Source organism: Acinetobacter sp. YH12208, from assembly GCF_013418055.1.
GTDB lineage: Bacteria > Pseudomonadota > Gammaproteobacteria > Pseudomonadales > Moraxellaceae > Acinetobacter > Acinetobacter pseudolwoffii.
The window spans coordinates 15,533-31,965 of sequence record NZ_VPCT01000008.1; the positions used below are offsets into that span (position 1 = coordinate 15,533).

Below are 16,433 nucleotides of genomic sequence, written 5' to 3' on the forward strand. Positions count from 1 at the left end.
CATGAGCTTCTTAGGTAAGTTAGGTCCAGATGCAATTCCTTACGATCCAATCGTATTGGCAACTGTTGCAATGATGATCTTGGGTGCTATCGCAGTTGTTGCTGGTATTACCTACTTCAAAAAATGGGGCTACTTGTGGAACGAATGGTTCACATCTGTAGACCATAAAAAAATTGGTATCATGTATATCTTCGTATCTGTGATCATGCTGGTGCGTGGTTTCGCCGATGCGATCATGATGCGTCTTCAGCAGTTCCTTGCAAAAGGTGGCGGCGAAGGTTATTTACACCCTGAGCATTACGACCAGATCTTTACCGCGCATGGCGTGATCATGATCTTCTTCGTGGCAATGGGTCTTGTAGTTGGTTTAATGAACATCTCTGTGCCGCTTCAAATCGGTGCACGTGACGTTGCATTCCCATTATTGAACTCACTCAGCTTCTGGTTATTTGCCGGCGCTGCGGGTCTGATGATGGTTTCACTTGCGTTAGGTGAATTCGCTGCAACAGGCTGGATGGCATACCCTCCACTGTCAGGTATCGAATATTCTCCAGGCGTAGGTATGGACTACTACATCTGGGCACTGCAAATTTCAGGTCTAGGTACGCTATTAACGGGTGTTAACTTCTTTGTTACCATCATCAAAATGCGTGCGCCTGGCATGAAACTCATGGAAATGCCAATCTTTACCTGGACATCTTTATGTACAGCGGTATTGATTATTGCTGCTTTCCCGGTGTTGACTGCAACAATTGCAATGCTAACGCTTGACCGTTACTTCGATTTCCACTTCTTTACAAATGACCTGGGTGGTAGCCCAATGTTGTATGTAAACCTGATTTGGACTTGGGGTCACCCAGAAGTGTATATCTTGGTATTACCAGCATTTGGTATTTACTCAGAAGTTGTTGCGACTTACTCGCGCAAAGCATTGTTCGGTTACAAATCCATGGTGTATGCAACAGTAGCAATCACAGTATTGTCATTCGTTGTATGGGTTCACCACTTCTTTACTATGGGTGCAGGTGCCAACGTTAACGCGTTCTTCGGTATCATGACCATGATTATTGCGATTCCTACAGGTGTGAAGATCTTCTCTTGGTTGTTCACCATGTACAAGGGTCGTATTGTTTACACTACCCCAATGCTATGGACACTTGGTTTCCTTGTGACTTTCGGTATCGGTGGTTTAACAGGTGTATTGATGGCAGTTCCACCAGCGGACTTCCTGGTACACAACTCTTTATTCCTGATTGCTCACTTCCATAACGTAATTATTGGTGGTGTAGTATTCGCGATGTTCGCAGGTATCATCTTCTACTGGCCGAAAATGTTCGGTTGGAGACTGAATGAAACTTGGGGTAAAGCAGCGTTCTGGTTCTGGTTCTTCGGTTTCTACTTTGCATTCATGCCACTTTATATCCTTGGTTTCATGGGTATGACTCGTCGTTTGAATACATTTGACAACCCAGACTGGGATCCGTATGTAAATATTGCAATGTTTGGTGCAGTTCTGATTGCACTTGGTATTGTATGTTTCGTGATGCAAATTGTGGTTGGTTTCCTACAACGTGACCAACGTCTAGATTTGACTGGCGATCCATGGGATGGTCGTACGCTTGAATGGTCGACATCTTCTCCTGCTCCGTTCTATAACTTTGCTCATCTTCCAAAGATCAATGGTATTGATACTTTCTGGGTTGAGAAAGAAAATGGTGTTGCGTATGCAAAACCAACGAAGTATGAAGATATCCATATGCCAACGAATCGTGCTGCTGGTTTCGTTATCGCGATGTTCATCACTGTAATGGGCTTCGGTTTAATCTGGCACATCTGGTGGTTAGTAGTTGTTACGTTCATTGCTTCTATCATTAGCTTCATCGTGTCTTCTTTCACCAAGAAAGTGGATTACTATGTTCCTGCTGCTGAAGTTGAGCGTATTGAAAACGAACGCTATGCGATTCTTGAAAAACACTTGAAGAAGGACTAAGACAATGGCTGAAGTACTTCATCACGATAACCACGGACACGATGAGCATCATCACGATGATACTGACATCACCGTCTTTGGTTTCTGGACTTACTTGATGAGTGACCTTGTCCTGTTCGGTACACTCTTCATTGCGTTCGCTGTTTTAAGTAGCCACATTCCTGTGGGTACTCCAAGTGCGAGAGACCTGTTTGGCGACTCTTTAGGTTTCGTTCTGACTGAAACCTTCGCTCTCTTGATCTCTTCTGTAACCTTTGGTTTTGCAGTTCTTGCTGCATACAAAAAAGACGTTGCAAAAGTACTGACTTGGTTAGCGATTACTTGGGTATTCGGTGCTATCTTCATCGGCATGGAACTATATGAGTTCAATCACTTAGTTCATGCGGGTCACGGTCCAAGCACAAGTGCGTTCTTATCTGCGTTCTTTACCTTGGTAGGTACGCACGGTATTCACGTAACTTCTGGTCTAGTCTGGATGATCGTGTTAATGGTTCAAATCAAGAAATATGGTTTGACTCTTGCAAACACGCGTCGTCTAGCTTGCCTAAGCTTGTTCTGGCACTTCCTTGACATCGTTTGGATCTGTGTATTCAGCGTAGTTTACTTGATGGGAGTTCTGTAATGAGTCACGATCACAACTCAGCTGGTGCATCACACGGTAACGTTAAGCAATATACAATTGGCTTCGTACTTTCTGTCATCCTTACCGTAATTCCATTCGGTATGGTGATGGCAGGCGGTTTTGAACGCGGTATCTTGATTGCAGTAATTGCGATTACTGCGGTTGCTCAGATTCTTGTGCAGTTAATTTACTTCCTGCATATGAACTCTTCTTCAGAGCAACGCTGGAACGTGATTGCGTTCGTGTATACCATCTTAACCATCGCTATTCTTTTAGTAGGTTCTGTATGGATCATGAATTACCTACACTACAACATGATGATCTAAACTGGTCGTCATGTTGAAAAAGTATTTATTCCTGACTAAGCCAGGAATTCTCTTCGGTAACTTTGTTACCACTTTGGGTGGCTACTTCGTAGCCACTCAAGGTTCTGTAGATTTCCTTCTCCTGCTTATTACCCTTCTCGGTACTACGCTTGTCGTAGCATCAGGATGTGTGGTCAACAACGTGATTGACCAGGACATCGACCAAAAAATGCAGCGCACACAAAATCGTGCTCTGGTCATCAAAACCATCTCTGAACCTGTTGCCCTGGCTTTTGCTCTGGTCTTAGGCCTCATTGGTTTTAGCATTTTATGGTTCTGGGTAAATGCGTACGCTTTTCTTTTCGCGGTGATTGGTTTTGTTGTATATGTTGGTTTCTACAGCCTATGGACAAAACGAACCACAATTCATCAAACTGTAGTCGGCAGTATTTCTGGTGCAGCTCCGCCTGTCATTGGCTATACCGCTGTGGCCAATCAATTTGACCTGGGTGCATTACTGATCTTTTTAGGTTATGCGTTGTGGCAAATGCCTCACTCATGGGCAATTGCGGTTTACCGCTTTGATGATTACAAAAATGCAGGCATTCCCATTTTGCCTGTGGCGCGCTCGATTCATCGTACCAAGATCGAATCACTTTTGTATGTGGTGTTATTCACCCTGACCATGAATGCATTATTTGTATATGGCTATGCCAATTGGTTGTATGCAGTCATTTTAAATCTATTGTGCATTTACTGGTTGTATATCGGTGTCATTGGATTTAAAGCTGAAAATGATCAGCTTTGGGCAAAGAAATATTTTCTGTTCTCTGTCATCCTGATTACCGTGATCAGTATTGTATTTAGCTTTACTTCAACTGCGCCATCTACACAGATAGTATTTTTTTAAAAAGATAGAGAGTTCGTCTCTATCTTTTTTTATTTCAGAATCAACGTCTCATATGTTCATGCATCGGTTGCATCGCATGGCAGTCATAACACAAAGCACTCAAATTGATTAAACGGTTATCGGCTTTATTACCATTAATATGATGCGTATGTAAATTTGCATGATCGTGAGTACAATCTTTTGTACATGCTTCACAGCGCCATTGTTTCGATTTTCTGTATTTATAGGAAATATACTTCCAGTCCATTTGATATTGATTAACTACAATATCATTTTGGTCTGTATATAACACTTGAATCATCGCCTGATAAAATTGTGGCTCAAACTTGAGATAAAAATCACTTAAGTCTAATTTTTTGGATATCTGGTTTTTTTCCATCGGTGTCATCGAAGTTTTATAGCCGTTTAACTTTAATTGACTTAGACAGTATTTACAGACATCCAAATCATACTCACCACTTTTAATTTGGTTTGTATAATTTGAAATAAAGCGAATTTTACGAATTTTATCTGTGCGTGCTGAACACACATAACGCTGTATACGCCCAGCAGCCTTCATTTCTTTGAGCTTATGACAATGACAAATGTGTAATTTAGGCAGACTCTCTTCTTGCTTATTTCCCTGAAAAGCATCCTGAATATTCAGAGAAACCATCACGCCTTTATAATAAAGCAAACCCGAAGGAGAGCTTGTAATATCACCAATATCAACCTCGACACCTTCATGCAAATCATATAAATCTGCGTAGGTAATACCATTGCGAAAGGGTAAATCAGTAATATCTAAAAGCTTTGCTTTCATTTGACTTCTTAATTCATTTAAGAAGTCACTAGTTAAAAAATCAACGAGCTGCATTTGAATCACCATAGGCAACAGCACGAATTCTATCTTCAGCGGTTGTCACCACTCTAAATTCTACACGTTGTGATGCACCGTAATGCTCTCTATTAGAGCCACTCGCAGGTTGCCCATTTTTACCTAAAGGTGCAGCCGAAGAAAATCCAATTGCTCTGAATTTACGTTTTAACCACGCTTTTTCTACCGTTGTTAATAATGAACTTTGTAGTAAATAAATTAAGGTATTTTGTGCACGTGTTTGAGAAAGCTGCATGTTACGAATATAAGCCTCTTCCTCACCAACACCTTTTGCCCAGAAACTTGACGTATGCCCTTCAATACGAATTTCTTTAATATTATCAACAAAACGATCTTGCATCACCGAACGAATATAAATAGGGAAATATTCATTCAGTGCCTGCTTAAATTCAGCACTTAAATCTGCTGAACCTGCCTTAAAAAGAATTTCCTCATTATTAAAGCGCACTGTTAAGTCAGGACTTAGAGTTGCACCCCACTTGGTCAATTTACTTTGTAGCTTTTGCTCTAATTGCGAATGTAATTGTTGTTCATCCGCCTTAAAAATTCGTGGGATATCGACTGATTCTTTAACACGTATCATGTAAATGACACTAATAAGCAAAAACACCATCATCAGTGCAGTCATAATATCGCTTAAACTAATCCATTGATCAGAATTCGTTGCACGCTGACGCATAAAGGGCAACATTAAGATCTCACTCCCTGATCAATCGAGTCGATAATATTTTTTAAATTTTCTGTAATTGGCTCATAATCTTGTGCAAACTTGGTTGAAAGTGCACCTAATTGCTGAGCGAGTGTGATCAATGACTGATTCAATGTCTGCTGCAATTGAGTTTCAATCGTGCTTAAACCATCGCTTAATTGCTGCTGCGTCTGTTCAAATGATTGCTTCATTTGCTTTTGCATTTGTTCAGCTTGCTGTGCAGACGTTGTTTGTATCTGTAGCGCACGCGCATGACTAGACTCCAAATAGTCATGAATTTCAGTAAAGATCGTTTCGGTCAGTTGATTGATTTTATCCATTTGCGATTCAGTCTTGTTAAAACTCTCTGCAAACAATTGACGCGTTTGATCAACCTCTACAAGTTTTGCATCCAAAGCGCCATAGAAATGCTCAATACGGTTGTTAAACTCATAGTTGGTATGATCAATGGATTGAATGGCTTGCTCTACTTGTAAAATAATTTGCTTAAAACCATCCACATTATGCAACACAGTTGAAAAATCATTTTTCACCTGTTCAATCTGAGACAACATTCCCTCATAATTTGTGGTCTGTTGTTCTACGTGAGATGCGTATTGCTCCTGCCAATCTACTAAACGGTTTACAGATTGATTAAGTTGCTTAAAGTTTTCACCCAAACTATCTGTTAAATTTTCATTGAAACGTTGAATTGCTTGTTCCAGGGCCTTAATGAAAATATCAGTGGTCTGTTCTGCTTGCTTTTGTGCAAACGAAACAAATTCGTTTCTTAATTCTGCGATTTCACCTGCAATATAACCTTGTGTACTGCGTTGAATTTGCTCAATACCACCTAAACTACTACTGATCGATTGAAGCATTTCTTGCATATTATTTTTATTATTTTTATCTAAATTTAGGCCAAAATTTTCAATGGCTTTTACTAAATTCTGATGATGATTTTGATTATCAGTATAAATTTTTTCTAAAAATTGGCTCTGCTTTGCTAAAATTTGATGCTCTTCATAAAACTGCTGCACCTGCTTATCTGCCTGTAAATCAGTATCATTTTCTTTAAACTTAATAAGTGCATGAAATTTAATTAAAATTGAAGCAAGAATACCTGCAAATGACCCCCAAAATGCAGTTTTAATACCATTTACTAGAGTCGATAGACTTCCCGTTGGATCCTCTGTGTCAAAGCCCGCAAGCCCCAAAGCAACACCAAAGAAGGTAAAGCCAATCCCTATTGTAATCAGTAAACTTGGGTAAGCAGGATTAGCTTTTTCATGCAAGCGATCTAAACGAATAAAATAAATAAAGAAAACAACAATAACTACAATTGCAAGGAAATGAAAAATTTTGGAAAAAACATCAAGAAAATCTAACATGACAGAGGGAAAGGAAATAAAATTATGTGAATAGTATCACTATAAATAATTGTTCCCACAAAAAAACTTCAATAAACACAAAAGAATAAATATAACTTAATATTTGAATTTAGCTATTTCAAAGCTATGACTTGTATTTTAAACCTAAACCCTCTAAAATTCTTGGCTCGCAAACACTGCGACACAACCTTGGTTGTGACTCCTTGCTTCAATTTACTTAAATTGGGGCTGTCCAAACCGTAAGGAGCTGACAATGCGTCATTACGAAATCGTACTTTTAGTACACCCTGATCAAAGCGATCAAGTCGTTGGTATGGTAGAACGCTACCTAACTCACATCAAAGAAGCTGAAGGTCAAATCCACCGTCTTGAAGACTGGGGCCGTCGTCAATTGGCTTACCCAATCAACAAGATCCACAAAGCTCACTACATTCTTATGAATGTTGAGTGTGGTCAGACTACTCTTGATGAGCTTGAAGAATTGTTCCGTTATAACGATGCAATCATTCGTAGCCTTATCATCCGTCGTGAAAACGCAATCACTGAAGAGTCACTATTGGCGAAAAGTGCTGAAGAAAAACGTGCGCGTAAAGCTCAACGTGAAGAAGCACAACACGCTCAAGACTCTGCTGAAGCTTAAGGAGAACATAACATGGCACGTTTTTACCGTCGTCGCAAGTTCTGCCGCTTTACAGCTGAGAACGTTACGTACATCGACTACAAAGATATCGACACTTTAAAACAGTACATCACTGAAAACGGCAAGATTGTTCCTAGCCGTATTACAGGTACTAAAGCTCGTTACCAACGTCAATTGGCGCTAGCTATTAAACAAGCTCGCTTCTTGTCTTTGATCCCTTACACTGACAATCATAAGTGAGGTTGAGCTGTGGATATTATCTTATTACAACGCATTAAAAACCTAGGTAAACTAGGCGATAAAGTATCAGTTAAAGCTGGTTATGGCCGTAACTTCCTTATCCCACAAGGTATGGCAGTTGCTGCAACAGAATCAAACACTGCTGCTTTTGAAGCTCGTCGTGCTGAACTTGAGAAAGCTGAAGCTGATGTTTTAGCTGCTGCTCAAGCACGTGCTGACCAATTGAACGAAGTAAATATCGTAATCACTGCGAAAGCTGGTGACGAAGGTAAACTATTCGGTTCTATCGGTACTCGTGACATCGCTGACGCGTTGACAAATGCTGGTCTAGAAGTAGACCGTGCAGAAGTACGTCTTCCAAATGGCGCACTTCGTCACACTGGCGAATTTAACATCGCAATCCAATTGCACCATGATGTTACTGCAGAAGTTCTGGTTACTATCGTAGCTGAGTAATTTCTCGCCTCAAAAAGAGCATGCGAAAGCATGCTCTTTTTTTATCTATAAAAAAATGACAGGTATCTCCTGCTTAAAAATTATTTTATTACCCATACAAATGAAAATTTACCCTTCGCATTTGATTTCAGAACGCGTATGATTTCATGTCGTAGTGAATAAAAGCTATTCATCTCCGATAATGTTTAACCATTGTATTTAAAATCAGGGATTTATATGTCACAGGCGAATGCCAGCAAAAAGCCGACCAGCGCTAATATCGAAATCAGTACTGAGAACAGCAATCTCAAGGAATTTCGTACTCCACCGCACAATTTAGCGATTGAACAAGCCGTACTTGCTGCATTAATGACCGTTGCCGAATCTTTTGAACAGGTCGGTGATGTGCTGACTGAAAATGATTTTTATGCGACCCGACATAAATATATTTTCCGCGCCATTGATCAGCTCTCTAAAGAAAACTCACCTTATGATGCGGTACTGGTGCATGACTGGCTGATCAAGCAGAATTTACTGGATGCGATTGGCGGTGAAGAATATCTGATGCAGCTCATGGCAGACTCGCCATCGAGTTTCTACAACCTGGAAACCTATGCAGGCAAAATTAAAGAATTCTCGACCCTGCGCAACATGATTAAAGTCAGCTCTGAAATTTTACAAAATGCCTATGACACCAAAGGCCGTACCGTCAGTGAAATTTTGGACTTGGCTGAAACCAATATTTTCTCGATTGCAGAACAACATAATAACAATGCCAAGGCGCAAGGGCCTAAACCGATTAACTCTGTCGTTGCCGATGTTTTTGATAAATTGAATGAATTATCACAAATGGAAGGTAGCATTACCGGTTTAACCACAGGTTTTGTGGAACTGGATAATAAAACCTCAGGCATGCAATCCGGCGACCTGATTATTGTCGCAGCGCGTCCGTCCATGGGTAAAACCACTTTTGCCATGAATCTGGTCGAAAGCGTTTTATTTAATAACAACCTGCCGGCGCTGGTCTATTCTATGGAGATGCCAGCGGATTCGATTGCCATGCGTTTGATTTCGTCATTTGGCCGTGTGCATCAGGGGCATTTGCGTTCAGGCAAAATGGACAGCGATGAGTGGTCAAAAGTGACCAGTACCATTGTGCATTTACAGGAAAAAAACCTGTATATCGATGATTCCTCTGCCCTGCCACCAACTGAATTACGTTCCCGTGCCCGTCGTATTGCCAAAATGCATGGTGGCAAACTCGGCTGTATCATGGTCGATTATCTTCAGTTGATGAAAGTACCCGGTATGGGCGACAACCGTGTCGGCGAGATCTCGGAAATTTCACGAAGTTTAAAAGCCTTAGCCAAAGAAATGCAGTGCCCTGTGATTGCACTTTCCCAGTTAAACCGCGCCCTAGAAAACCGCCCCAATAAACGCCCGGTGATGTCCGATTTACGTGAATCCGGTGCAATCGAGCAGGATGCCGATTTGATCATGTTCATTTACCGCGACGAGGTTTATAACAAGGAATCAAAGGAAGCCGGCACTGCTGAAATTATTATTGGTAAGCAGCGTAACGGCCCGATTGGTACGGTACGTCTGGCTTTCGAAGGTCAATATACCCGTTTTAGTAATCTCTCACCTGAGTTTTATGCTCAGTATGATGATGAAGAGTAAACAAGCTCAATCATCAGATTTCCATCGTCCCTCCAGGAGTAATTTAGGGTGCGCCAAGCTACAGTTTATATTGACAGTGCAGCACTGCAATATAATTTAAACCGTGTCAAACAACTTGCCCCAACCGCTAAAATCGTCAGTATGGTCAAAGCCAATGCTTACGGACATGGAGTTAAAGACTGCCTGGCAGCCTTAAGTGCAAGCGATGCTTTTGGTGTCGCATGCTTACAAGAAGCCCTGGAAATTCGTGAACTGGGTTATCAACAGCCGATCACGCTCATCGAAGGTGTTTTTGTTGCAGACGAAATGCCAATCGTGATTGATCAGAATATTGAAGTGATTGTGCATCAGCAGGCACAGGTCGATTGGCTCTTGGCACATAAAGATGCTTATATCGCCAAAGACCTGAAAGTCTGGGTCAAGCTGAATAGCGGGATGAACCGTCTTGGCTTTAAAATTGATGTAATTAAAGACGTGATCAATCAACTCAAAGCTGAAGGTTTTACTTGTGTTTTGGCGATGCATTTTGCCAATGCCGATGCTGATCACCCGCTGAATGATGAACAAATCCGTCAATTCTTAGAAATTAAAAATGACTGCGCACCATTGATGGGTTCATGCTGTAATTCAGCAGCCATTTATAAATATCCAGAATTGCATTTTGATTTTGTCCGTCCCGGGATCATGCTTTATGGCGCGACTCCATTTGCAGATCGTGATGTGCATGATCTGGATTTAAAACCAGTCATGACCTTTACTGCCGAAGTGATTGCACTTAACCATATCAAGGCAGGTGAGCATGTCGGTTATGGTTCAACATTTACAGCTGAGCAAGACATGACACTTGCGATTGTTTCAATTGGCTATGGTGATGGCTACCCTCGTGCTTTCCCGAAACAGAACTATGTGGCGATTAATGGCCAGCAAACGCGTGTCATTGGTCGTGTAGCAATGGACATGATCGCGATTGATGTAACTGCGATGCAGGTAAAACCTGGCACTCAAGTCGAACTTTGGGGGAATACCCGTTTGGTCGATGAGGTTGCTGAAGCCAATGGCACCATTGGTTATGAACTGTTATGCAGACTCAGTCATCGTCCGCTACGTAAAGTTATTTGAGTTGATCCTCAGAGCCAAAAAAGTCCAACAGAAGTTGGGCTTTTTATTTAAGCTGATTTTTGTTCTTCAGCCTGCTCTAAACTCAATTTCTCTAATAAAGCATCGACATGATGTTGCTGAAAGGCAAAAGGATTAAAGTCATTAAATCCCATGTCCTGACAGAATTGCTGGATTTGACTGCGTTTAGAAATATACTTCATCGACCAGTCGGGGAAACTCGGATATTCGATTTCCTTGGTCTCAAACAATTTAATATCATGATGGCGAGGATCTTTATTGAGTCTCTCGAGCAGCAGACTTTTTAAGGTTAAACACTCACCTTCCAGACATTGAAAAAAATAACCATCGGCAAAATACAGCACTCCTGTGACTTGATAGCGATGATTAAAATCACGTGCTTCTTTCAGGATATTGGTCAGATCTTCAAGCAAATCAACTTTAGAAGACGTACTTTTACTGGCGTAACAAAATTGGTACATGCGCTAACTTATCTATTTTTATTATGCTGGTGCACAGAAGTTCATACTGTACGCGAAAAAACTGAACCAGAATACCTTTTACAGAAAATATTCATTCGATGGAACAGGTAGCGCTGCCAGTCCTTTTTTCAAGGTGTCTGACCATTGCCGGCTGATTGCCGTGAAATATTCGTCATCTTCAGCAATACGCTTACCTCTCGGCATCATCAGACTGTCCTTCTTATAGACCAGTACATCGAGCGGCATACCAACTGAAACATTAGAGCGCAAGGTAGATGCAAATGAAATCAGGGAACAGCGCAAGGCTTCATCCAGCGGCATATCATAAGTCAGCGCGCGATCCAGGATTGGCTTGCCATATTTGCTTTCGCCAATCTGGAAATATGGTGTATCTCGTGTCGCACAGATAAAATTTCCCTGCGGATAAACATGATAAAGCTGCATATCCTGGTCTTTGAGTTGTCCACCCACCAGCAGATTACAATAATAATTGCTCTGTTCCAAAATGTCGCTGGTGACATTGGCGATGACTCTCTTAAGCGTGCTCCCGATCAGTTCAGCCACATCAAACATGGTATGCAGACTGAGTATATTGGGTTCCTGCTTCAATTCTAGCTGATTTTTGATACGCCCAATTACGGCTTGTGTTGTGGCCAGATTTCCGGAGGCCTGTATGACGATCATACGCTCCCCAGGAATACCAAAGGTATACAGTTTGCGAAAGACAGAAATATGATCTACTCCGGCATTGGTCCGTGTATCACTAATAAAAAGCATACCTTGCTCTAAACGTAGCGCACAACAATACGTCATTCTTTTGTCCTTATTAACATCCTAGTACCTGAACAATGGAATGCATGGATTCCACACCGCCCTTCTCCCTCACACCACGTACCGGTGCTACATCCCAATAATCCCGCCCAATGGCCACATAAATATGCGAGCTTGGACTAAACAGCAGATTACTCACATCAAAACAATACCATGTCTGCTCTACAAACACCTCTGCCCAGGCATGACTGGCCAGATGTGAAGCATTTTGTGCATATAAATAGCCAGAAACATAACGGGCAGCTAAGCCCAGATATTTACACATGGCAATGAAAATATGACTATGATCCTGACAGACCCCCTGACGTGCTTCAAAGGCATCTATGGCAGAGCCTTGCACTGAGGTGCTATTGGAAATATAAGGGACATGTTCCAGCAAGGCCTGTGCCAGTTCAATCAGACGTTGACGGCTTAATGCAGGGACATGAGCTTGTGCAAAATCTTTCATTGCTGCATTACATTGCGTTGATTCGGTTGGCTGTAAAAAAATATTGGGATTGATTGAATCATTCAGTCCAGTCTGATGCGCGGGATTCAGCTCGACAATCCCTTGCGCCATGATCGTTAAGGAATAATAAGGTTCGCGCTGGTTACAGGTCATCCACAGATTATGAAAGGCATCTTTTCGGATTTCTTTATTCCCCGGTACACTAATATCCCAGGAATGCACCCGTTGATGCGCATTGCTCGATGGCATCATTTTGATGTACTGAATACTGTTCCTCACCTCAGCTGTATACATATAATGCGTTTGGTGATTCACCATCAATTTCATACATCTGCCTCAAACAGTTGATGAATATGGTCGCTAAACTGGTAGAACTGAATCCGGTTCGGTTCTGTACGCAACTGCTCCCAGTACTGTTCCAGATCATCCCAGCCCATTTCCACCAAAATTCTGACCACATAATCAATCTTGCACAGCGTAGTACTGGTTTCTTCACCCAGGCGTAACTGGTGATCGAGCTGTTCTACACATTGCCCTAAACTGAAAAACAGAAAGATATCGGAAGATTCGGCTTCCAGAATATCTTCACATTCCGTTACCACTTCACAGATATAACCGGCATTTTTGTCTGCGGTTTTGATCAGTTTCATCAGTTCTGCATAGCCTGATGCAGACAGTACCCCGCGTAATTCCTGAATATTGTCTTTGGCTACTTTAAACTGCTGGCTAAAAGATGCTGCTTGTGTAGGATCCAGTACCAGCTCATTTAAGGAACTGGCATCAAAGGCAGGTAAACAAAAAGCATGGGCATACGCCACTGCCGCTTCGTCTTCTAAAAATGGAAAGCGCGCACATAAAAAATGAGTGCGAGATAAATAACGCCCTAACCAAAAAATATGTTGCGCATTGCTATTCAGCAAAACCATGACATTTTCCTTCTTTGGAATCTTATGAATGTAAATTGTCGACTACCCAGGTATCTTTGATACCGCCACCCTGTGATGAATTCACCACCAGTGAACCGGGCTGCATCGCCACGCGTGTCAAGCCACCCTGTACGATTTCAGTACGATAAGGCGAACTTAATACAAATGGACGTAAGTCGATATGACGTTCAGCAATACCAAAATTGGTCAAAGTCGGACTAACCGATAAGTCCAAAGTTGGCTGCGCAATATATAAATGCGGCGCAGCTAAAATTTTCTCCCTGAAAGTTTCAATTTGCTGTTTAGACGCTTGTGGTCCAATGAGCATGCCATAACCGCCCGAACCCTGCGCTTCTTTCACCACCAACTGATCCAGATGAGCCACGACATAGTCTAATTCTTCCGAATTACGACATTGATAAGTTGGAACATTTTTTAGAATTGGCTGCTCGCCCAAATAAAAACGAATCATTTTGTCGACATAGGGATAAACCGATTTGTCATCTGCCACACCGGTTCCCGGCGCATTGGCAATCACGACATTATTTTGTAAATAAGCCGACATTAAGCCAGCCACACCCAAAGTGCTATCCGGTTTAAAGCATAAGGGATCAAGAAACGCATCATCGACCCGTCTATAAATAACATCGACTCGTTGGCGACCACGTATGGTTTTTACATAAACCTTCGAGTCATCAACAAAAAGGTCACGTGATGTTACCAATGGCACATCCATCTCTCTTGCAAGGAAGGCATGTTCATAGTAAGCGCTATTAAAACGCCCTGGGGTCAGCACCACGACAAATGGCTTATCGACGTAGGCATTTTCGATCAGGATTTCTTTCAATAATTGTGGATATTGCTCGATTCCGGCAATCTTGGACTGCTCGAATACTTTCGGCATCAGTTTTTCACTGATCTTGCGGCATTCCAGCATATAAGAAACGCCAGATGGCGTTCTGAGATTATCTTCTAAGACATAAAACTCGCCCTTGGAATCACGGATCACATCGATCCCACTAATCTGGCTATAAATCCCGCCTTTCAGGCTATGTTGATACATATGCGGCTGATAAGCCTCATGCGTCAAAATCTGGAGTTCAGGAATGATATTGGCTTTTAAAATATCCTGTTGATGATAAATGTCATGTAAAAACAGATTCAGTGCGCGCACGCGTTGTGCCGACCCCAGAGCCACCATATTCCACTGTTTGCGGCCAATCACTCGTGGAATGATATCGAAAGGAATGCTTCGCTCTACCCCCTCTTTATCTTCGTAAACCGTAAAGCTAATGCCATGATGTAAAAAATGTTCTTTTGCCACCTGATTCAGAGCATTCAATTCATCCAGCGTGTGTTGGGATAACCATTCTTCCAGTCTTTGACTTGCCTGACTGGACATGACTTGCTCATCCTGCATTTCATTAAAGAATTTTGAAGACAACTGTTGAAATAAAAGTTGTGGATTTGCTGTAGTCGATACCGTTGCTGTTTTAGCCTCTATAAAATTTTTCCCAAGATTTGGGGAACTAAAATTATCAATTTTTTCAATTACATTTGTATCCCGATTTCCTTTAAGCATACAAACCTCGTCTTATCATCTATTATAATTAAATCAAAGCAATATCCATGCCATTGAACCTATATTGCAACTACCATTAATCTAATAAATGCGCCCTGAACTCAATGCCATTTCTTACCAAGTTGTTTTTAGTTTGTAGGACAATTGTTGCGCAGAAAGACTTGCGAAAAAATGAGAGTTTTTTTATTGTGTTAGTCTAAGCCTAAATCCCATCCTCTTTATCGCCAGCAAAATAAATTATGTCAGCACAAGAAAAAGAAACCTCGAATAGCCTGTATCGCCAATGGCAAATCTTGTCGCGTCTTTCTACCGGCAAATGGATGGGAACACGTGAATTACAGGAAATCTTGAATCGCGAAGGAATTGATATCAGCCTGCGTACCATTCAGCGTGACCTGAACCAGATTGCGCAGCGCTTTCCAATCGAAAGCAGCAAGACCACACCACAAGGCTGGCGTTGGCGCTCAGATGCACCGCTGCAAAGCTTGCCGCATATGACCAGTTCACAGGCGGTCACCTTTATGATGGTCGAAGAACATTTAAAACATTTGTTGCCACCGAGCCTGATTGAAGAAATGAATCCCTGGTTTGATCTGGCACGCCGCAGTCTGTCCTCGCAAAACAATGTCCGCCAATGGATCAATCGGGTACGGATTGTGCCAGCCACCCAACCGCTCATTCCACCTTTCGTGGATAAGACTGCACAGCAGGCGGTATATGAAGGCTTATTGCAGGACAAACAGCTGGAATGTGTCTATCAGGGCCGCGGTCACAACAGCGAAGAAAAGACTTATATCCTCAATCCACTGGCTTTGGTGCAAAAAGGCTCCATCATTTATCTGGTCTGTACCCGTCATGACAAATCTGATATTCAGACCTTTGCCCTGCACCGTTTTAAATCGGCAGTGGTTCTCAATTCACGTGCCCTGCATCCGGTGAATTTTGATATTGATGACTATATCGATTCTGGTGCATTGGGCTTCCGGGTGGACTTCAATCACCCTACTGAAAATGTCATGCTAAAACTGAGCATGTCGGAATCGGATGCACATTATTTTGAGGAAAGTCAGCTCAGTAAAGATCAGAAGATTGAAAAACTGGACAATGGTATGTCGCTGATTAGTGCGACGGTTCCTTTTACTTCACAACTAGTGTGGTGGCTGCGCAGCTTTGGTAAAAAGATTAAACATATTGAACCCAGTATGGTGTCCAATGCAGTTAGCCAGATGGATGAGGAAAACCCTTAACCAAATGGATTTCATTCAGCTTT

Annotated in this window: 18 protein-coding genes; 10 read left to right on the forward strand and 8 right to left on the reverse strand. The window is 41.9% G+C overall.

Annotated features, from left to right (window positions below; all coding sequences use genetic code 11):
- Position 1 precedes the first annotated feature (1 nt).
- From cyoB to cyoE, 4 genes are read left to right on the forward strand one after another with little or no spacing between them, the layout of a single operon-like run.
- Positions 2 to 1,990, forward strand: a complete 1,989-nt coding sequence (gene cyoB / locus FTU95_RS09290) for a cytochrome o ubiquinol oxidase subunit I (RefSeq protein WP_005097237.1) — start codon at positions 2 to 4, stop codon at positions 1,988 to 1,990.
- Positions 1,991 to 1,994: 4 nt separating this feature from the next.
- Positions 1,995 to 2,612 carry a cytochrome o ubiquinol oxidase subunit III gene (gene cyoC / locus FTU95_RS09295; RefSeq protein WP_005097238.1) on the forward strand — a complete coding sequence of 206 codons (618 nt, stop codon included), beginning with the start codon at positions 1,995 to 1,997 and terminating at the stop codon, positions 2,610 to 2,612.
- Positions 2,612 to 2,938, forward strand: a complete 327-nt coding sequence (locus tag FTU95_RS09300) for a cytochrome o ubiquinol oxidase subunit IV (protein WP_005097239.1) — start codon at positions 2,612 to 2,614, stop codon at positions 2,936 to 2,938. The genes cyoC and FTU95_RS09300 overlap by 1 nt, the downstream gene beginning before the upstream one ends.
- Positions 2,939 to 2,948: 10 nt before the next feature.
- Positions 2,949 to 3,827 carry a heme o synthase gene (gene cyoE / locus FTU95_RS09305; RefSeq protein ID WP_005097240.1) on the forward strand — a complete coding sequence of 293 codons (879 nt, stop codon included), beginning with the start codon at positions 2,949 to 2,951 and terminating at the stop codon, positions 3,825 to 3,827.
- A 40-nt stretch (positions 3,828 to 3,867) separates the two neighbouring features.
- Here the strand turns inward: cyoE and FTU95_RS09310 are convergent, their stop codons facing one another.
- From FTU95_RS09310 to FTU95_RS09320, 3 genes are read right to left on the reverse strand one after another with little or no spacing between them, the layout of a single operon-like run.
- Positions 3,868 to 4,683, reverse strand: a complete 816-nt coding sequence (locus tag FTU95_RS09310; protein ID WP_179999410.1) for a hypothetical protein — start codon at positions 4,681 to 4,683, stop codon at positions 3,868 to 3,870.
- Complete coding sequence (locus FTU95_RS09315; RefSeq protein WP_218944650.1) at positions 4,670 to 5,383, reverse strand: OmpA family protein; 714 nt, start codon at positions 5,381 to 5,383, stop codon at positions 4,670 to 4,672. The genes FTU95_RS09310 and FTU95_RS09315 overlap by 14 nt, the downstream gene beginning before the upstream one ends.
- Positions 5,384 to 5,394: 11 nt before the next feature.
- The gene (locus FTU95_RS09320; protein WP_180040161.1) at positions 5,395 to 6,783 is read right to left on the reverse strand and encodes a hypothetical protein; all 1,389 of its coding nucleotides are present in this window, start codon (positions 6,781 to 6,783) and stop codon (positions 5,395 to 5,397) included.
- 253 nt (positions 6,784 to 7,036) lie between these two features.
- On the opposite strand from FTU95_RS09320, the gene rpsF reads away from it, so the two are divergent.
- From rpsF to alr, 5 genes are all read left to right on the forward strand, one after another.
- Positions 7,037 to 7,423 carry a 30S ribosomal protein S6 gene (gene rpsF / locus FTU95_RS09325; RefSeq protein ID WP_004278789.1) on the forward strand — a complete coding sequence of 129 codons (387 nt, stop codon included), beginning with the start codon at positions 7,037 to 7,039 and terminating at the stop codon, positions 7,421 to 7,423.
- A gap of 12 nt (positions 7,424 to 7,435) precedes the next feature.
- A complete protein-coding gene (gene rpsR / locus FTU95_RS09330) occupies positions 7,436 to 7,663 on the forward strand; it encodes a 30S ribosomal protein S18 (protein ID WP_005097242.1) in 228 nt (75 codons plus the stop codon).
- A 9-nt stretch (positions 7,664 to 7,672) separates the two neighbouring features.
- Positions 7,673 to 8,119, forward strand: a complete 447-nt coding sequence (gene rplI / locus FTU95_RS09335; protein WP_004645413.1) for a 50S ribosomal protein L9 — start codon at positions 7,673 to 7,675, stop codon at positions 8,117 to 8,119.
- Between the two features lie 216 nt (positions 8,120 to 8,335).
- On the forward strand, positions 8,336 to 9,778 hold the full coding sequence (dnaB, locus tag FTU95_RS09340) for a replicative DNA helicase (protein ID WP_180078260.1): 1,443 nt from the start codon (positions 8,336 to 8,338) through the stop codon (positions 9,776 to 9,778).
- Positions 9,779 to 9,826: 48 nt separating this feature from the next.
- Complete coding sequence (alr, locus tag FTU95_RS09345; protein WP_100535297.1) at positions 9,827 to 10,897, forward strand: alanine racemase; 1,071 nt, start codon at positions 9,827 to 9,829, stop codon at positions 10,895 to 10,897.
- A gap of 47 nt (positions 10,898 to 10,944) precedes the next feature.
- Here alr and FTU95_RS09350 read toward each other — a convergent pair whose 3' ends face one another.
- The 5 genes from FTU95_RS09350 to FTU95_RS09370 form a co-directional block, all read right to left on the reverse strand.
- Positions 10,945 to 11,376 carry a BLUF domain-containing protein gene (locus FTU95_RS09350; protein WP_005097246.1) on the reverse strand — a complete coding sequence of 144 codons (432 nt, stop codon included), beginning with the start codon at positions 11,374 to 11,376 and terminating at the stop codon, positions 10,945 to 10,947.
- Between the two features lie 78 nt (positions 11,377 to 11,454).
- Complete coding sequence (locus FTU95_RS09355) at positions 11,455 to 12,189, reverse strand: proteasome-type protease (RefSeq protein WP_180078262.1); 735 nt, start codon at positions 12,187 to 12,189, stop codon at positions 11,455 to 11,457.
- 13 nt (positions 12,190 to 12,202) lie between these two features.
- Positions 12,203 to 12,982, reverse strand: coding sequence for a transglutaminase family protein (locus FTU95_RS09360; RefSeq protein ID WP_074383227.1), 780 nt, complete (start codon positions 12,980 to 12,982; stop codon positions 12,203 to 12,205).
- Positions 12,979 to 13,581 carry an alpha-E domain-containing protein gene (locus FTU95_RS09365; protein ID WP_180078264.1) on the reverse strand — a complete coding sequence of 201 codons (603 nt, stop codon included), beginning with the start codon at positions 13,579 to 13,581 and terminating at the stop codon, positions 12,979 to 12,981. The genes FTU95_RS09360 and FTU95_RS09365 overlap by 4 nt, the downstream gene beginning before the upstream one ends.
- 22 nt (positions 13,582 to 13,603) lie before the next feature.
- The gene (locus tag FTU95_RS09370; RefSeq protein ID WP_180078266.1) at positions 13,604 to 15,163 is read right to left on the reverse strand and encodes a circularly permuted type 2 ATP-grasp protein; all 1,560 of its coding nucleotides are present in this window, start codon (positions 15,161 to 15,163) and stop codon (positions 13,604 to 13,606) included.
- A gap of 239 nt (positions 15,164 to 15,402) precedes the next feature.
- Here FTU95_RS09370 and FTU95_RS09375 point away from each other — a divergent pair, with 239 nt between their 5' ends.
- Complete coding sequence (locus FTU95_RS09375; RefSeq protein WP_005097252.1) at positions 15,403 to 16,410, forward strand: YafY family protein; 1,008 nt, start codon at positions 15,403 to 15,405, stop codon at positions 16,408 to 16,410.
- Positions 16,411 to 16,433: the final 23 nt, after the last annotated feature.